Here is a 23,210-nt window from a genome sequence, read left to right on the forward strand (position 1 = left end):
TATTTCACTTTCTTGCCCGCAGGATGTCCCAGAGGCCGGTGAACCCTTGGGGCAGAACCCGGATGAAGATCATCGTGATAAGAAGAATGCCGATCGAACCGGCGACGGAGTCCCAAAGCCACGTTAGACCTCCATACACACCCCCGAGCGCTACGCTTGACATCAGTGGCCCAATCAGCGGATCCGCGCCCCCGACAATCAAGACAGTGAAAGCTCTCCACAGGAAGCGGTCGCCGAAATATGGCGAGACCGGCATGAGANGGGCGTATAGGGCACCAGTCAGACCCGCCAGCCCCGCGCCGAGTGCGAACGTTTTTAGATACATCGCTTTCGTATTGGTGCCGAGCCCCTCGGCCATATCCCTGNTTTGCATCGCGGCCCGAACATTCAGGCCGAAGCGTGTAAACCGGAACAGAAGAAATACCGACACAAGCACGAGAGCTGCGCATCCGAAAAGGAAAAGCTCATAGTAGTTATAGGCCGCGTCTCCTACCGTAAAGGAGCCAAAGGGTTGATCGATGCCTGGCTGGCTGGTTCCCAGCCACAGGAAGACAGCTTGTACGATGATGATATTGATTGCCCATGTCGCAAGCAGGCAGTCGAGCTTTCGATTGTACAGCCTGCGGATCAGCGTCATTTCCAGGAATGCGCCCACCGCTGCCGCAATCAAAGCGGCCAGAGGTATAGCAAGGAAGACTGACAGATTGGCTGCGCTGACAAGATAGACGGTTACCACGGCTCCCAGCATGATGAACGAGGCGTGAGCGAAATTGATGATGTTCATCACACCGNAAATAATCGCGAGGCCAGTCGTCGACAGAACGAGAAAGCTGAAAGTGGCCAGTATTTGATAGAAAAGTCCAAACATGATCTCTCCAATGTCGCCTGCCGGGGGCAGCCGATCCAATGGCGGCCTTCAATCAAGTGGGCAGCCACGTAACATGACGCCCCTAAGCTGCGAGCTAAAGCGGGCTGGCGATACGCGCTCCGCAACCCGGGCGCGTATCCAAACCAACTACTGAGGTGTTATGCGTCCAGGGGCGAATACTGGCGGCTTTCTGGCTTCTTCGTCAGATCAACGCCAATGCTGCCAAGCCAGAAAGGCTCGATGNTTTCCCAGCTCTTAACAATTTCGAGCGTGTGATCCTGCGCAACCTTCCCCAGATGAACATTGTGGGAGACGTGATGCGACTTCGGATCCACACGGACCGTACCCTCCGGCGCATCATAGGAGATGCCGGTTTCAAGCGCCTTGACGATCTCGATAGGGGTAACGTTGCCGGCGAGAGCTGCAGCCTTAGCATAGAGCTGGACGGCGACGTACGTGNTTTGCGCAGGCTGACTTATGAAAACCTCGTCGGGGAACTTTGCCCGAAAACGTTTTACGAAATCCGCGTTTCGCTCGCCTGGCAATTCTTCCAGGTAACTGAAAGTCTCGTGCAGCCCCGCGAGTACCGGCGACTTCATGCGACGATGACCGCCAGCCTGTGCAAGTGTGATGACAAAATCCGAGAGCGGAATGTTCACGCCAAGAGACGCGCGCTGGGTGAAAAACGCGCTCTGCTCCTTGCCCGTCAGCGATGAGTAGATCCAATTCGGCTTTGCTGCCTGGACGCGACCGAGTGTCGAGTTGAAGTCGGAAACATTAAGCGGAACGGCCTCCGAACCAACCAGCTTTCCCTTGGCTATACTGACATATTTAGTCAGCCAGAGCGTGGAAAGTTGACCCCNAACATAGTCTGCAGCGAGATCATAGACATTCGCACCATACTGCTCGACCATGTAGGGAATAAGCGTGGCAAAGCCCTGCTCTGGAACAACGCCTGTGCAGAAGGTCCAATTGTCGGCGACCCCGCCTTCATAACAAGTCGGGTNAAAGTAGGGGANTTTTGCTGCATGCGCGATCGGCCTAATGGCCTCGCGATCCTGGCTACCAATGGCGCCGAAGATGGCATCGACCTTATCGCGTCCGATCAACATCCTGGCCATTGAAACATACCGCGAGGTATCAGACTGGGTATCGACAATCACGGCCTCGACCTCCCGCCCGTTGATGCCGCCAGACGCGTTGATTTCCTCGATCGCCAATTCTGCCGCGTGCACGGCAGGAAGACCGTATTCGCCAAATCCACCAGACTGATCGAACAGGAAGCCTAACTTGACTGGCCCTTGTCCGGCTGCCCGCGCAGGCGAGGTCACGCTCAGGATAGCGGGAGCAGCAACGCTCCCCACAGCGATTGCCGTTACTCCCTTGAGGAACTGCTTGCGCGTAATTCCCACTCTGTTCTGACTGTCACTCATGGCATTCCCCNTTTTTGTAAGAAGATCGATTGGCCTATCGGGCAGGCGTTTAATTGATAACCCAGTAACATATCAGTGTCAATTAGCGACTTGTGAATGCTAGGAATTCAAAGCGCTCTTTATCAATCATAAGATGGAAAGACCGAAACGCAGCTCATATTCTGCGNAAAAACGCAGTGCTTATATTGATTTCGTTGTCCACCACTGATATGTCAGCATGATGAGGCGCGAATAGAAGCACCGGAGCGGCTGGTGCATTTCAGTTAGCGCCAATGTTTCAATCATCGTTGGAAGGTGAAGATAATGAGAGTTGTTTCCTCACAGGAAGCCGTATCCGGCATAGCCGACGGCGCAACGGTAGCCTCGGTTGGCGTAATTGGGTGGGTAACGCCGGACGCAGTTTTGAAGGCTCTTGGTGATCGGTTCGCCGAAACAGGTTCGCCGCACGGGCTGACCTTTTACTTCCCATGTGGGACCGGTGATGCGCAGGGCATCAGGGGAATGGACCACGTCGCCAAGGAAGGCTTGATGAAGCGCATAGTCGCCGGGTCCTACATCAATCCGGTTGACCCGGTGACCGGGAAGCGGCCGGAGCTGATGCNGCTCATTCGCGAGAACAGGATAGAAGCCTATTCATGGCCGATCGGTGCGTCGATGCACTGGCTGCGTGAGGTGGCTCGCAAGAGCCCCGGATATCTCACGGACATTGGCGTTGGCACTTATGCAGATCCAGAACTTGGCGGTGGTCGGTTTACTTCAATTGCGACGGCCGACCTTATCCGTAAGGTCGAATTTGAGGGTCGTAAGATGCTCTATTATCCGACATGGCCGATCGACGTCGCGATTGTCAGGGCATCGTCCGCCGATGAGTACGGCAACCTGTCCTGGGAAGACGAAGCTTTGGTTTCGGCGAACATCGGCTTGATTCTGGCGGCCAAAGCGTCNGGGGGGCGGGTTATTGCACAGGTTCGGCGTATCGTTCCGACTGGTAAACGGCTTGCCTCGCAAACCTCCGTTCCGGGATATTTCGTCGACGACGTTGTCGTTGTTCCGGACATGATGATGACGTCACACACGCCGTTTGACTCCGCCTACTTTTCAGGTAGCCGGCGTCCGATCGGCGAATTGCCTATACCTGCCATGTCCGCAGACAAGGTTATCGCGCGCCGCGCCGCTCATGAGGTGCGCAAGCGGGAGCTATCAATATTTGGCTTCGGCGCTTCTGCGGACATTCCTCTGGTAATGGCTGAAGAAGGCATGCTTGACGATCCAGCAGGCCATGACTACTGGTTTACGACCGAGCACGGATCCTACGGTGGCGTCGTGATGTCCGGATGGCAATTCTCTGCCAACATCAATCCGGACGCGATCATGGACGGCCTTTATCAGTTCGATGCCATCGATGGCGGCTTATGCCGTTTCGCCGCTCTCGCTTTTGCCCAGTTCGACGCTGAGGGAGTCGTGAATGTATCGAAATTCGGCGCCGCGAACCCTGGGGCTGGCGGCTTTATCGACATCGCTCACAATGCTGAACGACTTGTGTTCACCGGGACGTTCACGACCGGCGGCTTGGAAACAGTTTTCGAGAACGGNAAACTCAAGATCCTTCAGGACGGGCGGATCTCAAAGTTTGCGAAACAGGCTGAAAGTGTCACCTATCGCGTGCTGGACGGCGTACGCGACAGAGGGCAGACCGCAAAGATTGTCACGGAACGCGCCGTGTTCGATGTCACGCCGCGAGGGCTAAGATTGTCGGAGATCGCGCCTGGTGTCGATGTAAGGCGTGATGTGTTGGAACGGATGGATTACGNCCCAGCGGAAATTGCCGATCCGCTGCCACTTATGGACAGCTCGCTTTTCCTTCAGGCGGCTGCCGCAGACCAAACAGAGGAGGTAGCCAATGCTTGATCTGGCCATCGAAAACCGCGTCGCCATCCTGACGATCAACCGCCCGACACGCCGCAACGCTCTGGGCACGGAACTAGTCGAGATGCTCGAAGAAAAGTTCCTCCAACTAGGCGGAGATGCCGATATCGGCGCAGTCGTCCTTACGGGTGCCGCCCCAAGCTTCTGCGCGGGAAGTGACCTCAAAGAACTCGGTACCATGGACGTTAAAGGGATGGTTCGCCACGAAGCTCATACCGCACGCATGGCTCGCGCGATCGGGCTTCTCGATCTTCCTGTCATCGCAGCCGTCGAGGGGCACGCCCTGGGTGGAGGGTTTATCCTAGCGATGTCATGCGATCTTGTCGTCACGGCCGAGACTGCAAAGTGGAGCCTGCCAGAGGTTCCCAACGGATGGCTGCCGCCGTGGGGATTGAAGGCGCTTGCAAGCCGCGTCGGAATGACGACTGCTCGTCGGCTCGTCTGGGGTTATGAGGTCCTGGACGGCGCCACAGCATGCAAATTGGGCGTTGCTGACTACTTGACCCCGCCGGATGGGGCCCTTGAAAAGGCGCGGGAGATTGCCGGCCGCCTCGCTGCCTTGCCGCGCGTGGCGGTNAAATCGACCAAGCGCTATTTCCAGGCGGAAGTACTGGGCGCGGCGGAAGTGTGGGACGCGCAGGCCGGCGAGATATTTGCGGAAAACTGTGCCCATGAGGCAGCCGCAGCTACGCTGAAAAAATTTGCAATTAAGAATTAGGCGGCACCGCACGGCAGACAGACACAGGGAGAATAGTCAATGAGCATCCGTCGCCCCAGCCTCGACCGGCTTCACAAACTTGCAAGCGTCAACCATTTCTCCATCGGTTCGGAAGAGGAGGGTTCATATACGGCGCTGTTCGACCATATTCTCGAGCAGTATGACGCTCTAGAAGCCAGCCCAGCTTCCCAAAGCGTCCCACCAACGCGAGATCCAGGCCATCGACCCGCGCCGCATGAGAATTTTTGCAACTCCTTTGTTCGTAAGCTGTCCATACGGGGCGCAAGCGAGGGCCCGCTTCACGGCAAGCGGATCGGCATCAAGGACAACATTAGCATCGCTGGCGTGCCGATGACGTGCGGTTCGGATGTTGTTGAGTTCACCCCGCAACAGGATGCAACGGTCGTGTCACGCCTGCTTTCCGCGGGAGCCGAAATCGTTGCCGTCGTGAATATGGACAATCTCGCCTTCTCTGGTGCGGGTGACACCAGCGCATATGGCCCCACGCGCAATCCACACGATAGGACCCGGCTCGCAGGTGGCTCATCGGGTGGCTCGGCCGCAGCCTTGCTCTCCGGCGAGGTCGACATCACCATCGGTGGAGACCAAGCGGGATCGATTAGGATTCCCGCGTCCTGGTGCGGTGTGGTCGGATTGAAGCCAACCTACGGGCTGGTGCCGTATACGGGCATTCTGGGATACGATCTCACCTTCGACCACACCGGTCCAATGGCACGAACGGCGCGAGAGGTGGCTGAAACGCTTGCCGCGATCGCGGGCAAGGACCCACTTGATCCGCGACAGCGGGAGGTTACTGTTGTCGACTATGTAGGCGCGCTCGACCGGAAGAACCTGAGCGGCATCAAGATAGGCATCCTACGCGAAGGTTTTGGCACGGCCGGCTCCGAGCCAGACGTTGATGCAACCGTGCTAGGCGCAGCAAAAGCGCTTGAAACGCTCGGAGCGACGATCATCGAACTTTCGTATCCCGGCCACGCAGAGGCTGGGCCGATTGTTTGGGGGGTGTTTGCCGAAGGCGTGACGGCGACCTTCCAGGGCAATGGTCATGGGCACCATTGGGATGGTGCCTACAATCCGGAACTCTCACAGGCTTTCGGCACCGGCATGCAAGAAAGGGGTGACAGAATGCCCCTACAAGCCAAATTCAATCTGATGCTCGGAACTTATCTGCGTGAAGACTACCAGGGGCGCTTCTACGCCAAGGCACAGAATATGCGAGCCACGCTGCGGGCAGGTTACGATACCTTGTTGGAACAAGTCGATATTTTGCTGATGCCGACAACGCCAATGATTGCGCACGTTTACAATCCGGACCAGTCCCCGGCAGAACTCGTGCTCGCGGGATGGAACATGGTGGCGAACACCGCACCCTTCAATATGACAGGGCATCCTGCGCTGAGCGTCCCCTGCGGGACATCCGGTGGACTACCGGTGGGCATGATGCTCGTTGGCAGGAAATTCGAAGACGACAAGCTGCTTGCTGTCGCCGATGTGTTTGAGAGGGCCTCAGCTTAGGCCGCCCGCAGGTTTTCCGCGTTCCATGACCAAGCCCTGGCCCCATCCGGCGGCCGGGACTTGGTTCGAATTGCGTTAGATGCGTCGCTCAATTGCCATTCTGGTTAGGCTCTCAAGATAGTCCATGAGTTGGACAACTTGTTCGGCGGCGTCTGCAGGAGCGTTGTGGGCAATGGACGTGACGACTTTGGCATGAAGCTTGGCGGCACCCTTCATCTGCTCCTCCCCAATATAGGCATACCAAAAACGCCGGGAGAGGCCGTGGACGGCCCTGATCGTTTTCTCGAACGTCTCGTTGTGGGTCGCCGCTGCCACCGTCTCGTGAATGGCTTTGTTCGCTTCGTAGAACTTTGCTCGATCGCCAGTGCCAGCCGCAGCGTCGATCTCGTCTGCCAATTCGATCAACCTGCGCCTCTCTGCACCAGTTGCACGTACAGAGGCAAGGCGGGCGCCGAGGTCTTCCAACGAGCGTCGTACCTCCAAAAGCTCCAATTGCTTCAAGACGTCGACCGGGGTGACCAACGCTCCCCGCCGAGGATGAACATCAATATATCCCTCAAGCTTTAGCCGTTGCAAAGCTTCCCGAACGGGAGTCCTCCCGCAACCGAGTTCCTGGCCGAGTTGCGCTTCTGAAATCATTGAGCCGGGCAAGAGGTCCTGCATCACGATCATTTCTTCGATGCGACGATACGCTTTCTCCGCCATCGATTCCTGGTCGATCTTTGCTTTCAACTTCATCTCCAATTTCACACCGTCCTCTTGCCGATGACAAATTGGCCATCGGTCCACTTTGCTTATCAGTTGTATATCAGTGGCGTCCAGTGACCGGCCGTATTTTTAGTCAATAGCTTCCACTAGGACCGGGGAAAACGAGAATGTTGCCCTGAAGTGGTGACATCATCGGCGAAGATNAAAAAAGCCCTTGCGCTCGAGAAATCATCTGACATACTAGTGGTCGCCCAGTGAGGCACTCAGCGCGAATTGCCGCAATGAAGGTCATCCGACGGCCAAGCAGCATGTCTGTTACGCGGAGNAAAAAAGCTCAGCAGAAATCAACAAAGAAACGGAGCGGGAACTATGAACATTCGAACGATATGTGCAGCTGCAACAATGTCGGCAGCGCTAGTATTCGTCAGTCCGGCCATGGCAGAGGAAGCCAAGACCGTACGCATCAATCAGGCCTTCCAGTCGTTGCTGTACCTCAGCCTCTACGTGGCACATGACGCCGGGTTCTTCGAAGAGGAGGGCGTCGATGTCAAGGTGACAACGGGTGGCGGCGGCTCGCAGGCCTGGTCGGCCGTTCTGGGCGGCAGCGCCGATTACTCAATTCAAGACCCGGNTTTCCCGACTATCAGCCGGGAACAAGGTGGACCTGGTGTCGTGGTCGGCACCATCTGCAACGCTGAGACCATCTATGCGCTTGCCAAGAACTCAGACATCAAGCTGACCGCTAATTTCTCGGACCTTCTATCTCAGGGCTACAAAATTTCGACACAACCACAGCCGGACTCCGGCTGGGCTCGTCTAACTGATCTGGCGCAGCGCCTTGATATCAAGCCATCGGGTAGCACATACACGAACGTGCAGGTGCCGATCGGCAGCGAAATGGCGTCCGTTTTTGCAGGCCAAACGGACATCGGGCTATCCTATCCGCCAGTGGTAGAGCAGGCGGAGGACCAAGGTTTGCACGTCGCGTTCTCGTTTGCTGCGGCTTCCAGACCATATCTGNTTTCGAGCCTCAACACGACACAGGCGTTCATCGNAAAAAATCCGCAGACGCATCAAAAGGTCATGAACGCCTTTGAGAAGGCGAGCCAGTATATTTATCGTCATCCGGAGGAGGCCGTTAAAATCGCCATCCGGGAGTTTCCCGACCTCGACGAGNAAATCGTCCGTAAAGCAGTCGAACGGATGATCTCCGAGCTGGCTTTTCCCGAACATGCTTTTGCAGAATACAACGCCTTCACGGCCAGTCAGAAGATGCATGTCTTCGTCGGTACGATCAAAAAGGCAGCAACGGTGGAAGATGGCCTCGATAATACGGCTGCTTTATCTGCCTATCGCACGCTGGGGCGGATCGAATGGTCCGGANCCCGTCCGATCGCCAAAACTGTAACCCAGTGACAGCGGTGATCCGGCATGTGGGAAGCACCCACGTGCCCTTTCGGAGGGGAATATCATGAATGCAGAAAACAAATCCGAGGCTCTCGGCTTAGCTGAACCTCGTGCCCGCGTAGAGGTCAAATCCGTTTCCAAATCTTTTGCAACGAAGGAAGGTACGGTTCAAGCGTTGCGCCATATCGACCTCGTCGCGCGCGACCAGGAATTCACCTGCATCGTCGGTCCAAGCGGGTGTGGAAAGAGCACACTTTTCAACATCATCGCCGGCTTGCTCGATCCGACTTCAGGCGAGGTTCTCGTTGATGGCACGCCTGTCCAAGCAGGTATTGCCGGTCGCATGGGATACATGCAGCAGAAGGACCTGCTCATTCCATGGCGTACGATCTTGCAGAACGTCACTATTGGGCTGGAGATCCAGCGACAACCGCCTGTCGAAGCCCGGGAGAAAGCCATCGCCTATTTGAAGCTCTTCGGGCTGGAAAAATATCGCGACAGCTATCCTGCAGCTCTGTCGGGCGGCATGCGCCAGCGGGTCGCGCTTATGCGCACGCTGGTCATGGGACAGGACATCATCCTTATGGACGAGCCCTTTCAGTCACTGGATTATCCGACGCGTGTCGCCCTTGAGGCCGATCTGCTTGAGATGGTTCGCGAACTGAAGCGCACAGTTCTATTTATCACCCACGATATTGAAGAAGCCGTATCCATCGCTGACAAGGTCTACATTCTGAGCAAGGGTCCCGGTACCGTGCGGGATCTTCGAACCATTCGTCTCAACATGAAACGAGAATCCCCCATCGACGCACGCAAGAACCCCGAATTCCATGTGCACTACGCTGCGATCTGGAATCAGCTCGAAGTCGTCACAGATCTGAGGAAGGAGCGCGCGCAATGACGGACGTGGTTCGAAACGAATTCTCCCTCAATGCCACTGATGAACGAAATGCGGCCCGTGAAATTGAGCGCCGTGAGCGGCGTGAAACTGTCCTCGTTCGTATTGTTCAATTGTTGATAGCGGTCTTGCTTTTTGGCGCCTGGGAATGGGGGGCGAGAACAGGCAGCATAAGCACGTTTCTGTTTGGCTCGCCCTCACAGGTTCTAAAACTCGCGATGGCCCGAATAGAGAACGGCTCTCTCCTGTACGGTGCCTACGTGACCGGACTTGAGACAATCATCGGTTTTCTTCTCGGGAGCGTGATCGGCACCGCTATCGGGCTTGGTCTCTGGTACTCACGCTTCGTTGCGCGCGTTATGGGCGTCTACATACTCGCTCTTGGCTCGGTTCCGGTGCTTGCCCTTGGCCCGCTCATTATCATCTGGTTTGGAGTCGGTATCGAATCCAAGATCATCCTGGCGACCGTCTCCTGCGTCATCGTAGCACTTCTTCAGGCCTATGAAGGAGCTCAGCAGGTCGACAAGGATCTCATCAAACTTTTGAGGTCTTTCGGCGCAACTAAGATACAGATCTTTACCAAGGTTGTTATCCCGTCCTCTTACGGGTGGGTCGTCGCTGCAGCCAAGCTGAATGTAGGTTTCGCCCTCATCGGCGCTGTGATCGGGGAGTACATTTCCTCTGAGGCGGGCCTTGGTAACATCATCCTTATTGCGGGTGCGAACTACAACATTCCGCTCGTTCTCTTGGGCATCTTCAGCCTGATGATTCTTGCCTTCGTCCTAAGCATGGCCGTGGGTGTCTTGGAGCGCTTCCTGTTGAAGTGGAAGAGCGCCGGCAGCCGCTAAAAAACAACGGTCAGGCACCCTCCGGGTGGCTGACCGGAGACATAACCAGTTGATGGGGAGCACGATGCCGAAACAACCGACCGATTACGATCTTCACCGCATTGCAGAAGCAAATCATTTTGTTCTGAGCGACGCAGAAATTGGAGCCTTCCAGCAGTCAATCGCAAAATCGCTCGCATCTTATACAACTATAGAGAACCTTTCAGACCCTCCCGACCGAACTCTGAACCGGGACAGAGGGCATGCGCCCCTTCCAGGAAAAAACGCATATGGCGCATGGGCATGGNAAACATCCATTCGCACANGGGAAGGTGGGGCGTTGCATGGCAAACGGATTGCGATCAAGGACAATATCTCAGTTGCAGGCGTTCCGCTTCTTAACGGATCTGAGATATTGGCAGGCTACGTTCCCAACTCGGATGCCACCGTTGTATCGCGTATACTGGCAGCGGGTGCCGAGATCGCAGGAAAGGCAGTTTCCGAAAATCTCTGCTTCTCCGGTGGCTCACATACCTCATATCCAGGCCCGGTACTCAATCCGTGGGACACACAGCGGANGTCCGGCGGTTCATCGAGCGGAAACGGCGCGCTTCTTGCTGCGAATGACTGTGACATCGCGATAGGAGGAGATCANGGGGGGTCCGTTCGCATCCCAGCATCGTGGTGCGGCGTCGTCGGCCTTAAGCCGAGCTGGGGGCTGGTTCCTTATACCGGTGCATTTCCCATCGAGCCCAGCCTCGATCACCTTGGACCTATGGCGCGAACGGTTGACGACATCGCCCTGATGCTTGACGTGATCGCCGGGAGGGATGGCCTGGATGCCCGTCAGATCGAGGTACCCCATGCACTTCCCTCATACAGCACCGCGCTCGAAGCGGACATCGCAGGCTTGCGTGTCGGCATTCTCAAGGAGGGTTTCGGATGGGAAGGGCTCTCGGATCCCGATGTTGACGACGCCGTTCGGCAGGCCACCGAGGCCTTCGGAAAGTTGGGAATGACGGTGAAACAGGTTTCCGTCCCGATGCACCTTCACGGTCTCGATATCTGGACAGGAATAGCCACTGAGGGCGCTTGGAGCGTCATGGTTCGCGACAACGTCATTGCTTACGGCTCACAAGCCCACCAGGATATCGGCCTTATCGATTTCTATCGAAAAGCCAAACTTGAGAAAGCGCAGCTCTTTTCGCCTACTGTCAAGGGTGTCATTCTACTCGGGCAGTATCTCGCCGAGCAGACCGGCGGCGTGTTCTATGCGAAGGCTCAAAATCTTCGGCGAAAGCTACGTGCAGCCTACGACCAAGCGCTCCGCGAGGTCGACATACTCGTCATGCCGACGACGCCCACCACCGCGCCACGTCACGAGCCCGAGGCTTCACTAGGACGGACCATGGAGATTGCGCTCAACATGATGCCCAACACTGCAACCTTCGACGCGACAGGCCATCCTGCCTTGTCCCTTCCTTGCGCAACGGTGGGAGGCATGCCTGTCGGCATGATGATTGTCGGTCGGCATTTTGAAGAGCATACGCTCCTAGCCGTCGCAAAAGCCTTCGAGACGCAGGCATTTCTCAATCAGATTGAACAGTCTGACGAGGCCTAAGATCCTCCCGGCCTGCCAAGAAACTACCGTTTAATCGCGTCACCGTTCTACATCGCTGGCTCGCCGCGCTCAACATGCGAACCGGCGGAAATTTGTTTGCTACGGTGTGCCCACGTTTGGAGTTCAACTTGCCCATATCCAAGATTCTCGTCGCCAACCGCTCTGAAATTGCCATTCGCGTATTCCGCGCGGCCAACGAACTCGGGATAAAGACGGTCGCAATATGGGCAGAGGAAGACAAACTCGCGTTGCACCGCTTCAAAGCCGACGAAAGCTATCAGGTCGGCCGCGGGCCGCATCTTGCTCGTGATCTCGGGCCGATCGAGAGCTATCTGTCGATCGACGAGGTGATCCGCGTCGCCAAACTTTCGGGTGCCGATGCCATACATCCAGGCTATGGCCTGCTGTCCGAGAGCCCCGAATTCGTTGATGCCTGTAACGCCGCCGGCATCATCTTCATCGGGCCGAAGCCGGATACGATGCGCCAGCTAGGCAACAAAGTCGCGGCCCGCAATCTTGCGATCTCGATCGGTGTTCCAGTCGTCCCGGCAACCGAGCCGCTTCCTGACGATATGAAGGTCGTCGCAAAGATGGCCGGGGAGATCGGCTATCCCGTGATGCTCAAGGCCTCCTGGGGCGGTGGCGGGCGCGGCATGCGCGCCATTCGTGACCCGAAGGATCTTGCTCGCGAAGTGACGGAAGCCAAGCGCGAGGCGATGGCTGCCTTCGGCAAGGACGAGGTCTATCTGGAGAAGCTCGTTGAGCGCGCCCGTCATGTCGAAAGCCAGATTCTCGGCGATACACATGGCAATGTTGTGCATCTCTTCGAGCGCGACTGCTCCATCCAGCGCCGTAACCAGAAGGTCGTTGAACGCGCGCCTGCGCCTTATCTCTCCGAAGCGCAGCGCCAGGAGCTTGCCACCTATTCGCTGAAGATCGCCGAGGCCACTAACTATATCGGTGCCGGCACCGTCGAGTATCTAATGGATGCCGATACCGGCAAATTCTACTTCATCGAGGTCAATCCGCGCATTCAGGTCGAGCATACGGTCACCGAAGTCGTCACCGGTATTGATATCGTCAAGGCGCAGATACATATTCTCGACGGCTTCGCGATCGGTACGCCGGAATCGGGCGTTCCCAAGCAGGAAGACATCAAGCTTAACGGCCACGCGCTGCAGTGCCGCATCACCACTGAGGATCCGGAGCACAACTTCATCCCGGATTATGGCCGCATCACCGCGTACCGCTCGGCATCCGGCTTCGGTATCCGTCTCGATGGCGGCACGTCCTATTCGGGCGCCATCATCACCCGCTATTACGATCCGCTGCTGGTGAAGGTCACAGCCTGGGCGCCGAACCCTTCGGAAGCTATCGCCCGCATGGACCGCGCACTGCGCGAATTCCGTATCCGCGGCGTCGCGACCAATCTGACCTTCCTCGAAGCGATCATCACACATCCGAGCTTCAAGGATAACAGCTACACCACGCGCTTCATCGACTCGACGCCGGAGCTCTTCCAGCAGGTCAAGCGCCAGGACCGCGCCACCAAGCTGCTCACCTACCTGGCCGATGTCACCGTCAACGGTCACCCGGAAGTCAAGGATCGGCCGAAGCCATCTGCCGACATTGCCGAGCCCGTCGTGCCCTATACCAATGGCGGCGGCATTCCCAACGGTACCAAGCAGCTGCTCGACAAGCTCGGTCCGAAGAAATTCGGCGAATGGATGCGCAACGAAAAGCGCGTTCTCATGACCGATACGACGATGCGCGATGCCCATCAGTCGCTGCTGGCGACCCGTATGCGCACCTATGATATCGCCCGCATCGCTGGCACCTATGCGCACTCACTGCCGAATCTCCTGTCGCTGGAATGCTGGGGTGGCGCGACTTTTGACGTCTCTATGCGTTTCCTGACTGAAGATCCGTGGGAGCGGCTCTCCCAGGTCCGTGAAGCGGCGCCTAACCTGTTGTTGCAGATGCTACTGCGCGGTGCCAATGGCGTAGGCTACACAAACTACCCGGACAATGTCGTCAAATATTTCGTCCGCCAGGCGGGGAGGGGTGGCATCGATCTGTTCCGTGTCTTCGACTGCCTCAACTGGGTGGAGAACATGCGCGTCGCGATGGATGCCGTCATCGAAGAGAACAAGATCTGTGAGGCCGCGATCTGCTACACTGGCGATATTCTGAATTCGGCGCGCCCGAAGTACGACCTGAAGTACTATACGGATCTGGCCGCCGAACTCGAAAAGAGTGGCGCGCATATCATCGCGCTGAAGGACATGGCAGGCCTGCTTAAGCCCGCCGCTGCCAAGGTGCTGTTCAAGGCGTTGCGGGAGGCGACCAGCCTGCCCATCCATTTCCACACGCATGATACGTCGGGTATTGCTGCTGCGACCGTTCTGGCGGCCGTCGATGCGGGTGTCGATGCAGTCGACGCGACGATGGATGCGTTGTCGGGCAATACCTCACAGCCCTGCCTCGGTTCCATCGTCGAAGCGCTGCGTGGTTCCGAGCGTGATCCGGGCCTCGATCCTGAGTCGATCCGCCGCATCTCCTTCTATTGGGAAGCGGTGCGTCATCAGTACGCGGCCTTTGAGAGCGATCTCAAGGGTCCGGCCTCTGAAGTCTATCTGCACGAGATGCCGGGCGGCCAGTTCACCAATCTCAAGGAGCAGGCCCGCTCGCTTGGTTTGGAGACCCGCTGGCATCGCGTGGCGCAGGCCTACGCCGACGCCAACCAGATGTTCGGCGATATCGTCAAGGTGACGCCATCCTCGAAGGTCGTCGGAGACATGGCGCTGATGATGGTCTCTCAGGATTTAACGGTCGCTGATGTCGTGAGCCCAGACAAGGAAGTCTCCTTCCCGGAGTCGGTTGTCTCGATGCTGAAGGGCGATCTCGGCCAGCCGCCATCCGGTTGGCCTGAAGCGCTGCAAAAGAAGGCGCTGAAGGGCGACAAGCCATACACCGTCCGTCCGGGCTCGCTGCTTGCAGAGGCTGATCTCGACGCGGAGCGCAAGACGATCGAGACCAAGCTCGAGCGCAAGGTTAGCGATTTCGAATTCGCTTCCTACCTGATGTATCCGAAGGTCTTCACTGACTTTGCGCTGGCGTCGGACACTTACGGCCCGGTTTCGGTACTGCCAACACCTGCCTATTTTTACGGTCTCGGCGATGGCGAGGAGCTGTTAGCCGATATTGNAAAGGGTAAGACGCTGGTTATCGTCAACCAGGCGATGAGTGCCACCGACAGCCAGGGCATGGTAACAANTTTTTTCGAGCTCAACGGCCAGCCGCGCCGCATCAAGGTACCGAACCGCGTCAACGGTACCCAAAATGCATCGGCTCGCCGAAAAGCGGAGCCGGGAGATGCTACCCATGTCGGTGCGCCGATGCCGGGCGTCATCTCCCGGGTCTTCGTCTCGCCGGGGCAGGGCATCACTGCTGGCGATGTGCTGGTATCGATCGAGGCGATGAAAATGGAAACCGCGATCCACGCCGAGAAGGACGGCACGATCGCCGAAGTTCTCGTCAAGGCCGGTGACCAGATCGATGCCAAGGACCTACTCATCGTTAGCCGGGAGTAAGGAAGCGGCCTGTGGCGAGGGCGATTTCGCGATTACTCGAGGCGACCATTTTCCCCGTTCAAAATGGCGTCGGTACCAACGTTGTTCTGCCCCGGCGATATTTTCCTTGGACATCTGAAGGGTGCTTTCAGCGTTCCAGCGACATTGGCGCAGCTGTAGCATCTCGCAATGCTCGGATAATTGCTCGGCAGGACACGCGGACGAGAAGTACATGCTCGGCGCTTGATTGCCGTCCGACGATGCTGTTTCATAGACAGGCCGGTTACGAAGCGCAGAGAAGCAGCTGTACGCCGCCGGCGGATCGGAACGCCGCATCGTTGGCGACTATTCGACGTTTGAGGGTTTGCTCCACATCTTCGATCTCGTCACTGGTAAGCCTGCAGCCTATGTGTAGGCACGGCAGGTGTACATCGATTCGTCAAATCTCAGCGGTGCAGGCTCCCGTATCTTACGAAAAAGCAGCGATGGGAACATGCNAAAAAACTCGCTACGCTATTTCTTCTCTGTCATCAGAAATGAAACGATTTGCGCCCCAACCGCTGAACCGCGCGTCGAGCAATCCGCGATCAGCAGACAGTTGACTGCTCGAGCATGAGATGGTTCACGCTGGGCGAGACGTGTCAGTTTCACGCCGGCCGGAGAGGGCTTATTTGCGTGCGGGCGGTAAGACGTGGTTCAGGAGGAACGGCTTGAGCCTGTCCCGGATGCCCCAGGCTTCCGCAAAGAGCATATAAGCGAAGCCGCGCGGATCGCGGCCTCAAGGGGTTCCAGGGCTTGTCGTCAGAGCTCTCCTACGAAGTAGTCAGATCAACCAACGCACGTAGAGGGTTTGATTCTGGCGGCATCCCAAGTTCTCATTCTGGCGAGTACTCTTCTGAGAAGAAAGATGCGATGGCCTCGAAGGCCTGCAATCTGTTTTTCTCCATCAGCACGAGATGTGTGGCTTCGCCGATCTCGACCCAGCGCCGGTATGGCGCACCCGTCAGCTTCTGAAAGATCGAAAGCGCAAGATCGATCGTGACGTCGACATCCCACTCGCCATGCACCAGCAGAGTCNGCGCGCCAATAAGAGCCGGGTCGTAAAAAGCGCGACCCTGGCGCCAGTAGTCTCGGATGTCCTGGATAGGACCATTGGAGGCGCGAAGTCGCTCCGGCGACTTTCCGGCGCTCCACGGATCCTCCGCCAGCGTCGCCTCAGCCCAAGTCTCAAACCATCCCTCTGGCACCAAGCTATCTCGCGCATTTTCAGGTGCAGTCGAAAGCCAGCGCGCTTTCGTTTCAAGTACTGGAACAAGTCGGTAGGCGTCCAGTTCTCCGCCCATGTCGATAGGAATGGGCTTGTCGCTGAGCCATTGAGGCGCGAGCAGCGCGAGCTTCACGACTTTCTCGGGGTTGTCGGCACTAAACGCTCCAGCGACGGTACCGCCCCAAGACATACCAAAAATGTTTACACGATCCAGTTGGCGATGTTGCAGGACGAAATTAACCGCGTGACCAAGATCGATGACGCCGGTTTCGGTCTTTACCACAGGTGGCGAGAGGCTTGCATCTTGTTCCATCTCGGGTGGCCGAGTGGAGTGGCCATAGCCGCGAACGTCGACGGCAAAGACGTCAAATCCGCGAGCCGCGAGAAAATCCATATAGGACATGCCCCCAAGTCGGACGTCATAAAGGCTGCCTGAAGAGTAGGTCGCACCGTGCACCATGACGACGGTCTTTTCCGGACCAAACCGTTCTACCCCGCGACGACGCTTGTTGCGCAGGTATAGGGTGATGCCGGGTGTGTCGGTGGTGATATGATGATCCTCGAATAGGATTTCTTCGAGGTTGATTATGTTGTCTGACATGATTGCTTCCTTTCAAGCGTAGGACCAGGTATAGCCGTGATCCGCGCGCGTTACGTAACCGGCGGACGAACCCGCAAAATGAGTTGCGCAGTAGAGCGCGTGATCGTCTGCGAGTATCCGGAGGATCTTCTCTCTTGAAGCGGCTGCATCCTCGGGGAACTCGCAGAAGACCGTGTTGAGGTGTGGTCTGAGGACTTGGATAGGGTGGTGGAGCACATCGCCGCCAAAAATCGCCGTTTCACTGNCCGACTTCAGCTGGATCGACATATGCCCGATGCTATGACCGCGTGTCGGGATAAACTTGNAAATATCAAGATAATCTCCGCCATCCGATCCTATGAAATCTACAAGACCGGCCTCGATGACCGGAAGAATGCTGTCTTCGAACACCCCAAGACTCGGAATATTAACGTCGTTATGGCTGGCGGGGCTGCCATAGTACTCGGCTTCTTTTCGTGGAAACACATAACGTGCGTTCGGAAACGTTGGCACCCAGCGTTCATTGTCCAGCACCGTGTTCCAACCCGAGTGGTCTACATGGAGGTGGGTGTTGAAGACGTAGTCGACGTCAGCCGGGTCCACGCCGGCCTCTTCCCGAAGCCGCTCCAGAAAAGGAATATTCTGGTCGTGAAATAGAGGGTTGAGCGGGCGTTGCTTGTGATTTCCGGAACCGGTATCGATTAGCACAAGATTGCGGGGCGTACGAACCACCCAAGTATGAACACTCTGGACCAAATCGTCCTGGTTGTCCTCCAGGTCTACGGAGGAAAGACGCTCCGAGATACCTTCGAAATCTTCCCGCTTTGCCGTTGGATAGACGAAACTTTTAGGAACGTTTCGAAGCGGTTGCTCCAGAACCCTCTGGATCGTCACTTCACCAATATGGTGGACCTTATGTTCGTGCATCATATTACCTCCAATTCTAGTGGCGTGGTCGCCAAAGAAGCTGGACAGTAACGACAGAACAGGTTAACGATCAAATCGATGAATGAAATAGCCTCAATCGATCATTTCAATTTGTGGTCTTTCGATCTCAATTTGCTCGTCGCCTTCGATGCCCTCATGCGGGACAGAAGCGTGACGAAAGCAGCCGCGCGTCTGAAGCTCCAGCAGCCGGCGATGAGCCACAATCTCGCGACGCTGCGATTATTATTTCAAGATGAACTGTTCGTGAGAACTGGCCAGACTATGCAGCCGACGCTGAGGGCGCACGCCCTCGCTCCCGTGATTCAGCAGATCCTCACGCAAGCCCACGATGCTCTGACCTCGCCGGGAGCGTTCGATCCCTCGCAGGAGTCGCACACATTTCGCATCGGCTTTTCGAGCGAGTTGGAAGTCATCTTGATGCCAGAGTTGACGACGGTCCTGAGGAAGACGGCACCAGGAATAAAATTGCTGGCGCGTGCGGCAAGTCCCGAGCAGGTTCATCGAATGCTCGACGAGGGCGTAATCGACCTCGGGGTCGGCTGCTATGGCAAGGGAAACAACCGCCACCGCCACCGGCACCTCTTCGAGCAGTCTCTGATGTGTTGTTACAACAAAGAGCTGCTGGCGTTGAGTGAGCCAGTCGATCGGACGACATATCTGAGTCTAGAGCACGTCCTGGTGTCCCNAAAAGATACCATTGAAGGGTGCCTTGACGAGGCGCTCGATAAGCTTGGCGTCAAGCTTAACGTCGCCATGGCGGCCCCTGAGTTTCTAACCGTGCTGGCTGCGGCACGGATGGCGCCGCTGCTGGCCACTCTACCGACACGTATTATCAGGCGCTTCGCTTCCACGTTCGGTTTGACAGAAAGCCCCGTGCCACTAGACCTCACTGTCAGTCCCATCGCGATGGTCTGGTCGGCTCATTCAGACCGCGAGCCAGCTGCAGAATGGCTCCGTTCCCAAGTTGCGACGCTGATCGACGCCATTGAGGCCTGACNTTTTTTCCGCAGCCTTGCCTCATCACAAAGCCGGCCTAGTGGGCATGATCGAGGTGATTAGGGACGCGGCAATCCTCGGCTTTTCGTTTCACGCCACCCAGGCCATAAGATGGACCACGCCTCAATAGCCCTCGACTCCGACCGAAATGTCCTGCACCACCCGCTCAAAGTCCTGACGCCTGACTGATGTCGGTTTCCCACCCAGAGCGCGAACAGTCGTCGCAGTCTCGGCGCGGGACGCTCAACTACGCGGCGGACCATGATGCAATCTGGTTCAGGTCACGNTTTTTCGGCGTCGTCTGCCGGTCACGTAACACCCAAGGCAAGAGGCTACGACCAGCGCTTCGAGTAATCGAAACGTCCTTGTTTGGCTAGGACAAGTCCGGTGCGGCGTTGATTTCATCCATCATGAACTCTGTGGCACAGTGGAACGGGGGTCAACATGATCGACGTATTCCACGACTGTCCCGTCAGCGTGCCGGAAGCGTGTCTTGCGCCCTACCGGCGTGGTTTGTATCGGCTCCAATTGGTCGGCCGAGCCGTTCAGGAGAGCGGCGATCATCGTCTCGAGATTGTCAACCTTTATCGTCAGCCGCGTCGCCTCAAACGGCACGCGCTTTTCGGCCGTTCCGGCGATGATCAGTACGGAAAGCTTCTCCGAACTGACGGCAGCCAGTTCCAGCTCTTGTTGCGGATAGGCGAAACGAAGACTAACGACACCGGACAGTAGCGAGCGGTAGAAATCTATCGTGCGATCAAGGACCCCCGGATCGACGAAGACGCGAACGTACGTTTCAAGTATCATCGTTCAACCTCGACAACAAAGGCTCTGGTCATCGCACTCGCTAAGTAGCTTCGATATGGACCCATCGAAGGTTCTCCTTTCTAGCGGCTTATCAAGGCGCTCATCAAGAGCCGGGGGGCTCCGTACCCATCGTTCTGCCAAAGCAGCACCATTCAGCCGATAATTTCAATCGTTAATGCAAGCTCAAAAGCTGTAAGGCTAAGAGCGTGTGGTTCGAAACGCACGCCGCCAAATCGNCCGTGCGATTTCCCTGTGTGCACAGCGGTGCGTTCAGGTAGGCCGCGTCGATCGACCGGACCGGCTTGGCATAACTGNTTTGCGTACATGCCGAACTCCGATGCGCCGCTAGAGCCGCTGCTCAAGGCACTAGAGGATCGTGNCATCTTCACTTCCAGCGCATCAGAGCGCTCGATCCGATTCGCTCACTATCGTCGAATTCGCGCCGCGACGCTTCTATGTCCTGCCAGGTATCCCTGATCCAGTTCGTGAATGCGGCCAAGGGCGGCAGCATGGATATGCCGCGCGTCGTCAGTTCGTATTCTACTCGCGGCGGTACTTCGGGATAGTAGTGACGTGCCACGAGACCGTCGCGTTCGAGACTACGAAGAGTGAGGGTCAGCATCCNTTGCGAAATGTCTGGAATGCCACGTCGTATCGCGCCGAACCGCATTGGCGCGTCAGGTGCGAGGGCGAGCATAGACACGACCAGAATAGTCCATTTGTCACCGAGACGGGCCAGCACGCTTCCGGGCGCGCATGGGGTCAGCACCGGTCCTCTTGGGGTTTCGGTGATAGGGCGACCGTTGATTTCACGCTGCACAAATGAACTCCTTCAATAGTTATCTTGATGTAACCGAGGACCAAGAATGTGCCGTCTTGCGCAGATTTTCAATTGGTCCCAGTTGGTAACTGTCAATAATTACGAAAGGTAACCGATATGGATCAGAGTGCAGAATTCCTCGTGTTCGGCGCGACCGGACAACAAGGAGGGGCTGTTGCGCGCGCACTGAAAGCGAAGGGGAGAAAAGTCCGAGCTTTTGTCCGCGATCCAGAAAGCGGTAAGGCGAGGACCTTGGCTGCCGAAGGTATTTCCTTGATAGTCGGCGATCTGTTCGATCCTGCTTCGATCGACCGGGCGATGGCCGACATTGCCGGCGTTTTCAGTGTCCAGACCAGCTCACCGGCTGGTGAAATCACGGACGAACAGGAGGTCTGGCAAGGCAAGGCCATAGCGGACAGTGCGCTTCGGCAGGGCGTTCGACATCTCGTCTATTCTTCCGGCGGGGCAGCGGGAAAGGATCCGACTGGAATGGGACATTTCGATAGCAAATCCGAGATCGAAGCCCATGTGCGAAGCCTTCCCATTAAGAGTACGATCACTCGTCCCGCAAGCTTCATGGAAATGATGCTTTTGCCCGGCATGGGGTTGCCTCAGGGCGAATTTACCTTCTTTATGCGACCAGAGCAGTCCATGCAGATGATCGCTGTAGACGACCTCGGACGAATCAACGCCGAAATCCTAGTGGCGGCGGATCGCTTCGATGGCAAGACCATTGAATTGGCCAGTGCGTCTGTGACCGGCAACGACCTGGAGCGGGCATTTACAGCCGCCGCTGGTCGGACGATCACATACAAGCGCTTTTCCGACGAATTGCTTGCCCAAAACCCTTTTCTTAACCGCCTAACTGAACTTTTAGATAGTGGTTTGCTGGCAGGAGCGGCCGATATCCCGTCGCTCGAGGGCGAGTTTGGTCATTTGACGTCACTTGATGAGTGGTTGGACGGACAGGGCAAGACGTTGTTCAAAGCGGCCTTTGTTGACGATAAGGCTCAAGTGGCGCTCCGTTAGGCAGACGGACATCACGCTGCGCTGCGGGCACCAAAAACTGTGCCCGCGACCGTCTATGTAGAGCGGCAGCCGCACGGTGGGCGGAGATTGAACGGAACCAGGAAGTCGAAAGACCGTGTTAGCCTGATGGGGAGTAGGCTAAGGTGGTTCCAGCCCTTTGGAGCGTTACGTCCCTCGAAGGGGCGTAAAGCGGATTTGGCATGTTTAACGGCCCCTGAATTGCTTGGCGCTTGCTATTTCATCTGCGGCCCGAAGGGAACGCAGGGCTTGGTCAACCTGTCTAAAAGTCAGCAGCTGNAAAAAACATCTGCGCCGTTAAATCATTGCAACCGGCGGTCCGGCGCGTTCCTCCCGCATCGCCAATGCATCCTGTTTCGGGGGACAGTTGAACCTCCGCGCATACTCACGACTGAATTGGGAGACACTATCGTAACCAACCGCTTGCGCCGTTCGCGTCACATCATTTCCCTTGAAAAGCAACTGGCGCGCAGCCTGCAGCCGCAACGCTTTTTGATATTTAAGAGGGCTGGTCGCGGTGGCGGATTTGAAGTGCCGATTGAACGAAGGGACGCTCATAGCGGCGATCTCGGCAAGCGTCTTAATGGGGATGGATTGATCAAAGTGGCTTCGCATCCATGAAACTGCTTTTCGTATCTGCGCTAAACCGCCGTCCTCCCAGACAAACTGCCGCAGGACGCCGCCGTGCCCACTCTGCAGCAGGCGATACAACAGTTCGCGCTCCCGCGGTCTGGCTAGTGCGGTGATATCACCGGGGGCATCTAGGAGCGCAAGATGTTGGTTCCAAGCGTGGAGAAGCTCAGGCGTTCCGTCTGCTATGCTGAAGCTCGACGGTTCGGAACGCGGCGACAACGGAGGCAAATCAGCTAGCAGTTCGCCCAGCAAAACGGGATCGACAGTAAGCCCGACCGCCACATACGGCTCTCGGCTCGCTGTTTCAAACAGGCACCGCGTGGCGGGTAATTCGACTAGTGAGGCGAAAGATCGCCCGGCATCCTGCTGCAGTGCTTGGTTACCGATAACGAGTTGCTTGGTCCCCTGAAGCACCAAACAGAAACCTGGTCCGCACATCGTGNTTTCTGGATCGCCGACACCGCGCGATACTGCCACGCTTATTCGCGGAACAGGCGTTGTCATCTGCGACGCGGCGAAATGTTTCAACACGCGATCGCGCATAGTCTCGAGAAAATCTTGCATTGGTCGGATCTAGCTTAAAGCCTCCATGCGAACA

The 23,210-nt window shown here is 56.8% G+C and carries 18 protein-coding genes; 10 read left to right on the forward strand and 8 right to left on the reverse strand.

All coding sequences use genetic code 11. From position 1 onward, the window contains the following. Positions 1 to 4 precede the first annotated feature (4 nt). Entirely contained in the window at positions 5 to 868 is an 864-nt protein-coding gene (locus tag CUC55_RS06920; RefSeq protein WP_103087378.1) for a branched-chain amino acid ABC transporter permease, read from the reverse strand. A gap of 158 nt (positions 869 to 1,026) precedes the next feature. After that, positions 1,027 to 2,301: an ABC transporter substrate-binding protein gene (locus tag CUC55_RS06925; RefSeq protein ID WP_103087379.1), complete on the reverse strand. Its 1,275-nt coding sequence runs from the start codon at positions 2,299 to 2,301 to the stop codon at positions 1,027 to 1,029. A 303-nt stretch (positions 2,302 to 2,604) separates the two neighbouring features. Here CUC55_RS06925 and CUC55_RS06930 point away from each other — a divergent pair, with 303 nt between their 5' ends. The 3 genes from CUC55_RS06930 to CUC55_RS06940 all read left to right on the forward strand — a co-directional run bounded on the left by CUC55_RS06930 (position 2,605) and on the right by CUC55_RS06940 (position 6,481). Next, positions 2,605 to 4,209 carry a CoA-transferase gene (locus CUC55_RS06930; RefSeq protein ID WP_245417706.1) on the forward strand — a complete coding sequence of 535 codons (1,605 nt, stop codon included), beginning with the start codon at positions 2,605 to 2,607 and terminating at the stop codon, positions 4,207 to 4,209. Continuing rightward, positions 4,202 to 4,945: an enoyl-CoA hydratase/isomerase family protein gene (locus CUC55_RS06935; RefSeq protein ID WP_067650189.1), complete on the forward strand. Its 744-nt coding sequence runs from the start codon at positions 4,202 to 4,204 to the stop codon at positions 4,943 to 4,945. Before CUC55_RS06930 ends, CUC55_RS06935 begins: the two co-directional genes overlap by 8 nt. Positions 4,946 to 4,984: 39 nt before the next feature. Continuing rightward, a complete protein-coding gene (locus CUC55_RS06940; protein ID WP_067650192.1) occupies positions 4,985 to 6,481 on the forward strand; it encodes an amidase in 1,497 nt (498 codons plus the stop codon). Between the two features lie 75 nt (positions 6,482 to 6,556). Here the strand turns inward: CUC55_RS06940 and CUC55_RS06945 are convergent, their stop codons facing one another. Then, positions 6,557 to 7,219, reverse strand: a complete 663-nt coding sequence (locus CUC55_RS06945) for a GntR family transcriptional regulator (RefSeq protein WP_067650195.1) — start codon at positions 7,217 to 7,219, stop codon at positions 6,557 to 6,559. A 405-nt stretch (positions 7,220 to 7,624) separates the two neighbouring features. On the opposite strand from CUC55_RS06945, the gene CUC55_RS06950 reads away from it, so the two are divergent. The 5 genes from CUC55_RS06950 to pyc all read left to right on the forward strand — a co-directional run bounded on the left by CUC55_RS06950 (position 7,625) and on the right by pyc (position 15,535). Further along, the gene (locus CUC55_RS06950) at positions 7,625 to 8,605 is read left to right on the forward strand and encodes an ABC transporter substrate-binding protein (RefSeq protein WP_157940928.1); all 981 of its coding nucleotides are present in this window, start codon (positions 7,625 to 7,627) and stop codon (positions 8,603 to 8,605) included. Positions 8,606 to 8,660: 55 nt separating this feature from the next. Beyond that, a complete protein-coding gene (locus CUC55_RS06955; protein ID WP_067650203.1) occupies positions 8,661 to 9,497 on the forward strand; it encodes an ABC transporter ATP-binding protein in 837 nt (278 codons plus the stop codon). Further along, a complete protein-coding gene (locus tag CUC55_RS06960; protein WP_067650206.1) occupies positions 9,494 to 10,342 on the forward strand; it encodes an ABC transporter permease in 849 nt (282 codons plus the stop codon). Before CUC55_RS06955 ends, CUC55_RS06960 begins: the two co-directional genes overlap by 4 nt. 64 nt (positions 10,343 to 10,406) lie before the next feature. Further along, complete coding sequence (locus CUC55_RS06965) at positions 10,407 to 11,942, forward strand: amidase (protein WP_103087381.1); 1,536 nt, start codon at positions 10,407 to 10,409, stop codon at positions 11,940 to 11,942. A 128-nt stretch (positions 11,943 to 12,070) separates the two neighbouring features. After that, entirely contained in the window at positions 12,071 to 15,535 is a 3,465-nt protein-coding gene (gene pyc, locus CUC55_RS06970; RefSeq protein ID WP_103087452.1) for a pyruvate carboxylase, read from the forward strand. Between the two features lie 854 nt (positions 15,536 to 16,389). Here the strand turns inward: pyc and CUC55_RS06975 are convergent. Both CUC55_RS06975 and CUC55_RS06980 read right to left on the reverse strand, forming a co-directional pair. Continuing rightward, positions 16,390 to 17,382: an alpha/beta hydrolase gene (locus tag CUC55_RS06975; RefSeq protein ID WP_103087382.1), complete on the reverse strand. Its 993-nt coding sequence runs from the start codon at positions 17,380 to 17,382 to the stop codon at positions 16,390 to 16,392. 12 nt (positions 17,383 to 17,394) lie between these two features. After that, positions 17,395 to 18,291, reverse strand: coding sequence for an MBL fold metallo-hydrolase (locus CUC55_RS06980; protein WP_103087383.1), 897 nt, complete (start codon positions 18,289 to 18,291; stop codon positions 17,395 to 17,397). A 75-nt stretch (positions 18,292 to 18,366) separates the two neighbouring features. Between CUC55_RS06980 and CUC55_RS06985 the strand changes: the two genes are divergently transcribed. Continuing rightward, positions 18,367 to 19,305 (forward strand): LysR family transcriptional regulator, encoded by a 939-nt coding sequence (locus CUC55_RS06985; protein ID WP_103087384.1) that lies wholly within the window; start codon positions 18,367 to 18,369, stop codon positions 19,303 to 19,305. Positions 19,306 to 19,713: 408 nt separating this feature from the next. Here CUC55_RS06985 and CUC55_RS06990 read toward each other — a convergent pair whose 3' ends face one another. Together CUC55_RS06990 and CUC55_RS07000 are read right to left on the reverse strand one after the other, a co-directional pair. Further along, positions 19,714 to 20,112, reverse strand: a complete 399-nt coding sequence (locus tag CUC55_RS06990; protein WP_067650220.1) for a VOC family protein — start codon at positions 20,110 to 20,112, stop codon at positions 19,714 to 19,716. Between the two features lie 385 nt (positions 20,113 to 20,497). Continuing rightward, positions 20,498 to 20,932: a winged helix-turn-helix transcriptional regulator gene (locus CUC55_RS07000; RefSeq protein WP_103087386.1), complete on the reverse strand. Its 435-nt coding sequence runs from the start codon at positions 20,930 to 20,932 to the stop codon at positions 20,498 to 20,500. A gap of 117 nt (positions 20,933 to 21,049) precedes the next feature. Here CUC55_RS07000 and CUC55_RS07005 point away from each other — a divergent pair, with 117 nt between their 5' ends. Next, positions 21,050 to 21,961: an NmrA/HSCARG family protein gene (locus CUC55_RS07005; protein ID WP_067650226.1), complete on the forward strand. Its 912-nt coding sequence runs from the start codon at positions 21,050 to 21,052 to the stop codon at positions 21,959 to 21,961. A gap of 315 nt (positions 21,962 to 22,276) precedes the next feature. Here the strand turns inward: CUC55_RS07005 and CUC55_RS07010 are convergent, their stop codons facing one another. Beyond that, on the reverse strand, positions 22,277 to 23,176 hold the full coding sequence (locus CUC55_RS07010; protein ID WP_103087387.1) for an AraC family transcriptional regulator: 900 nt from the start codon (positions 23,174 to 23,176) through the stop codon (positions 22,277 to 22,279). Positions 23,177 to 23,210: the final 34 nt, after the last annotated feature.

It is taken from the genome of Agrobacterium bohemicum (genome assembly GCF_002896715.1).
Lineage (GTDB): Bacteria > Pseudomonadota > Alphaproteobacteria > Rhizobiales > Rhizobiaceae > Agrobacterium > Agrobacterium bohemicum.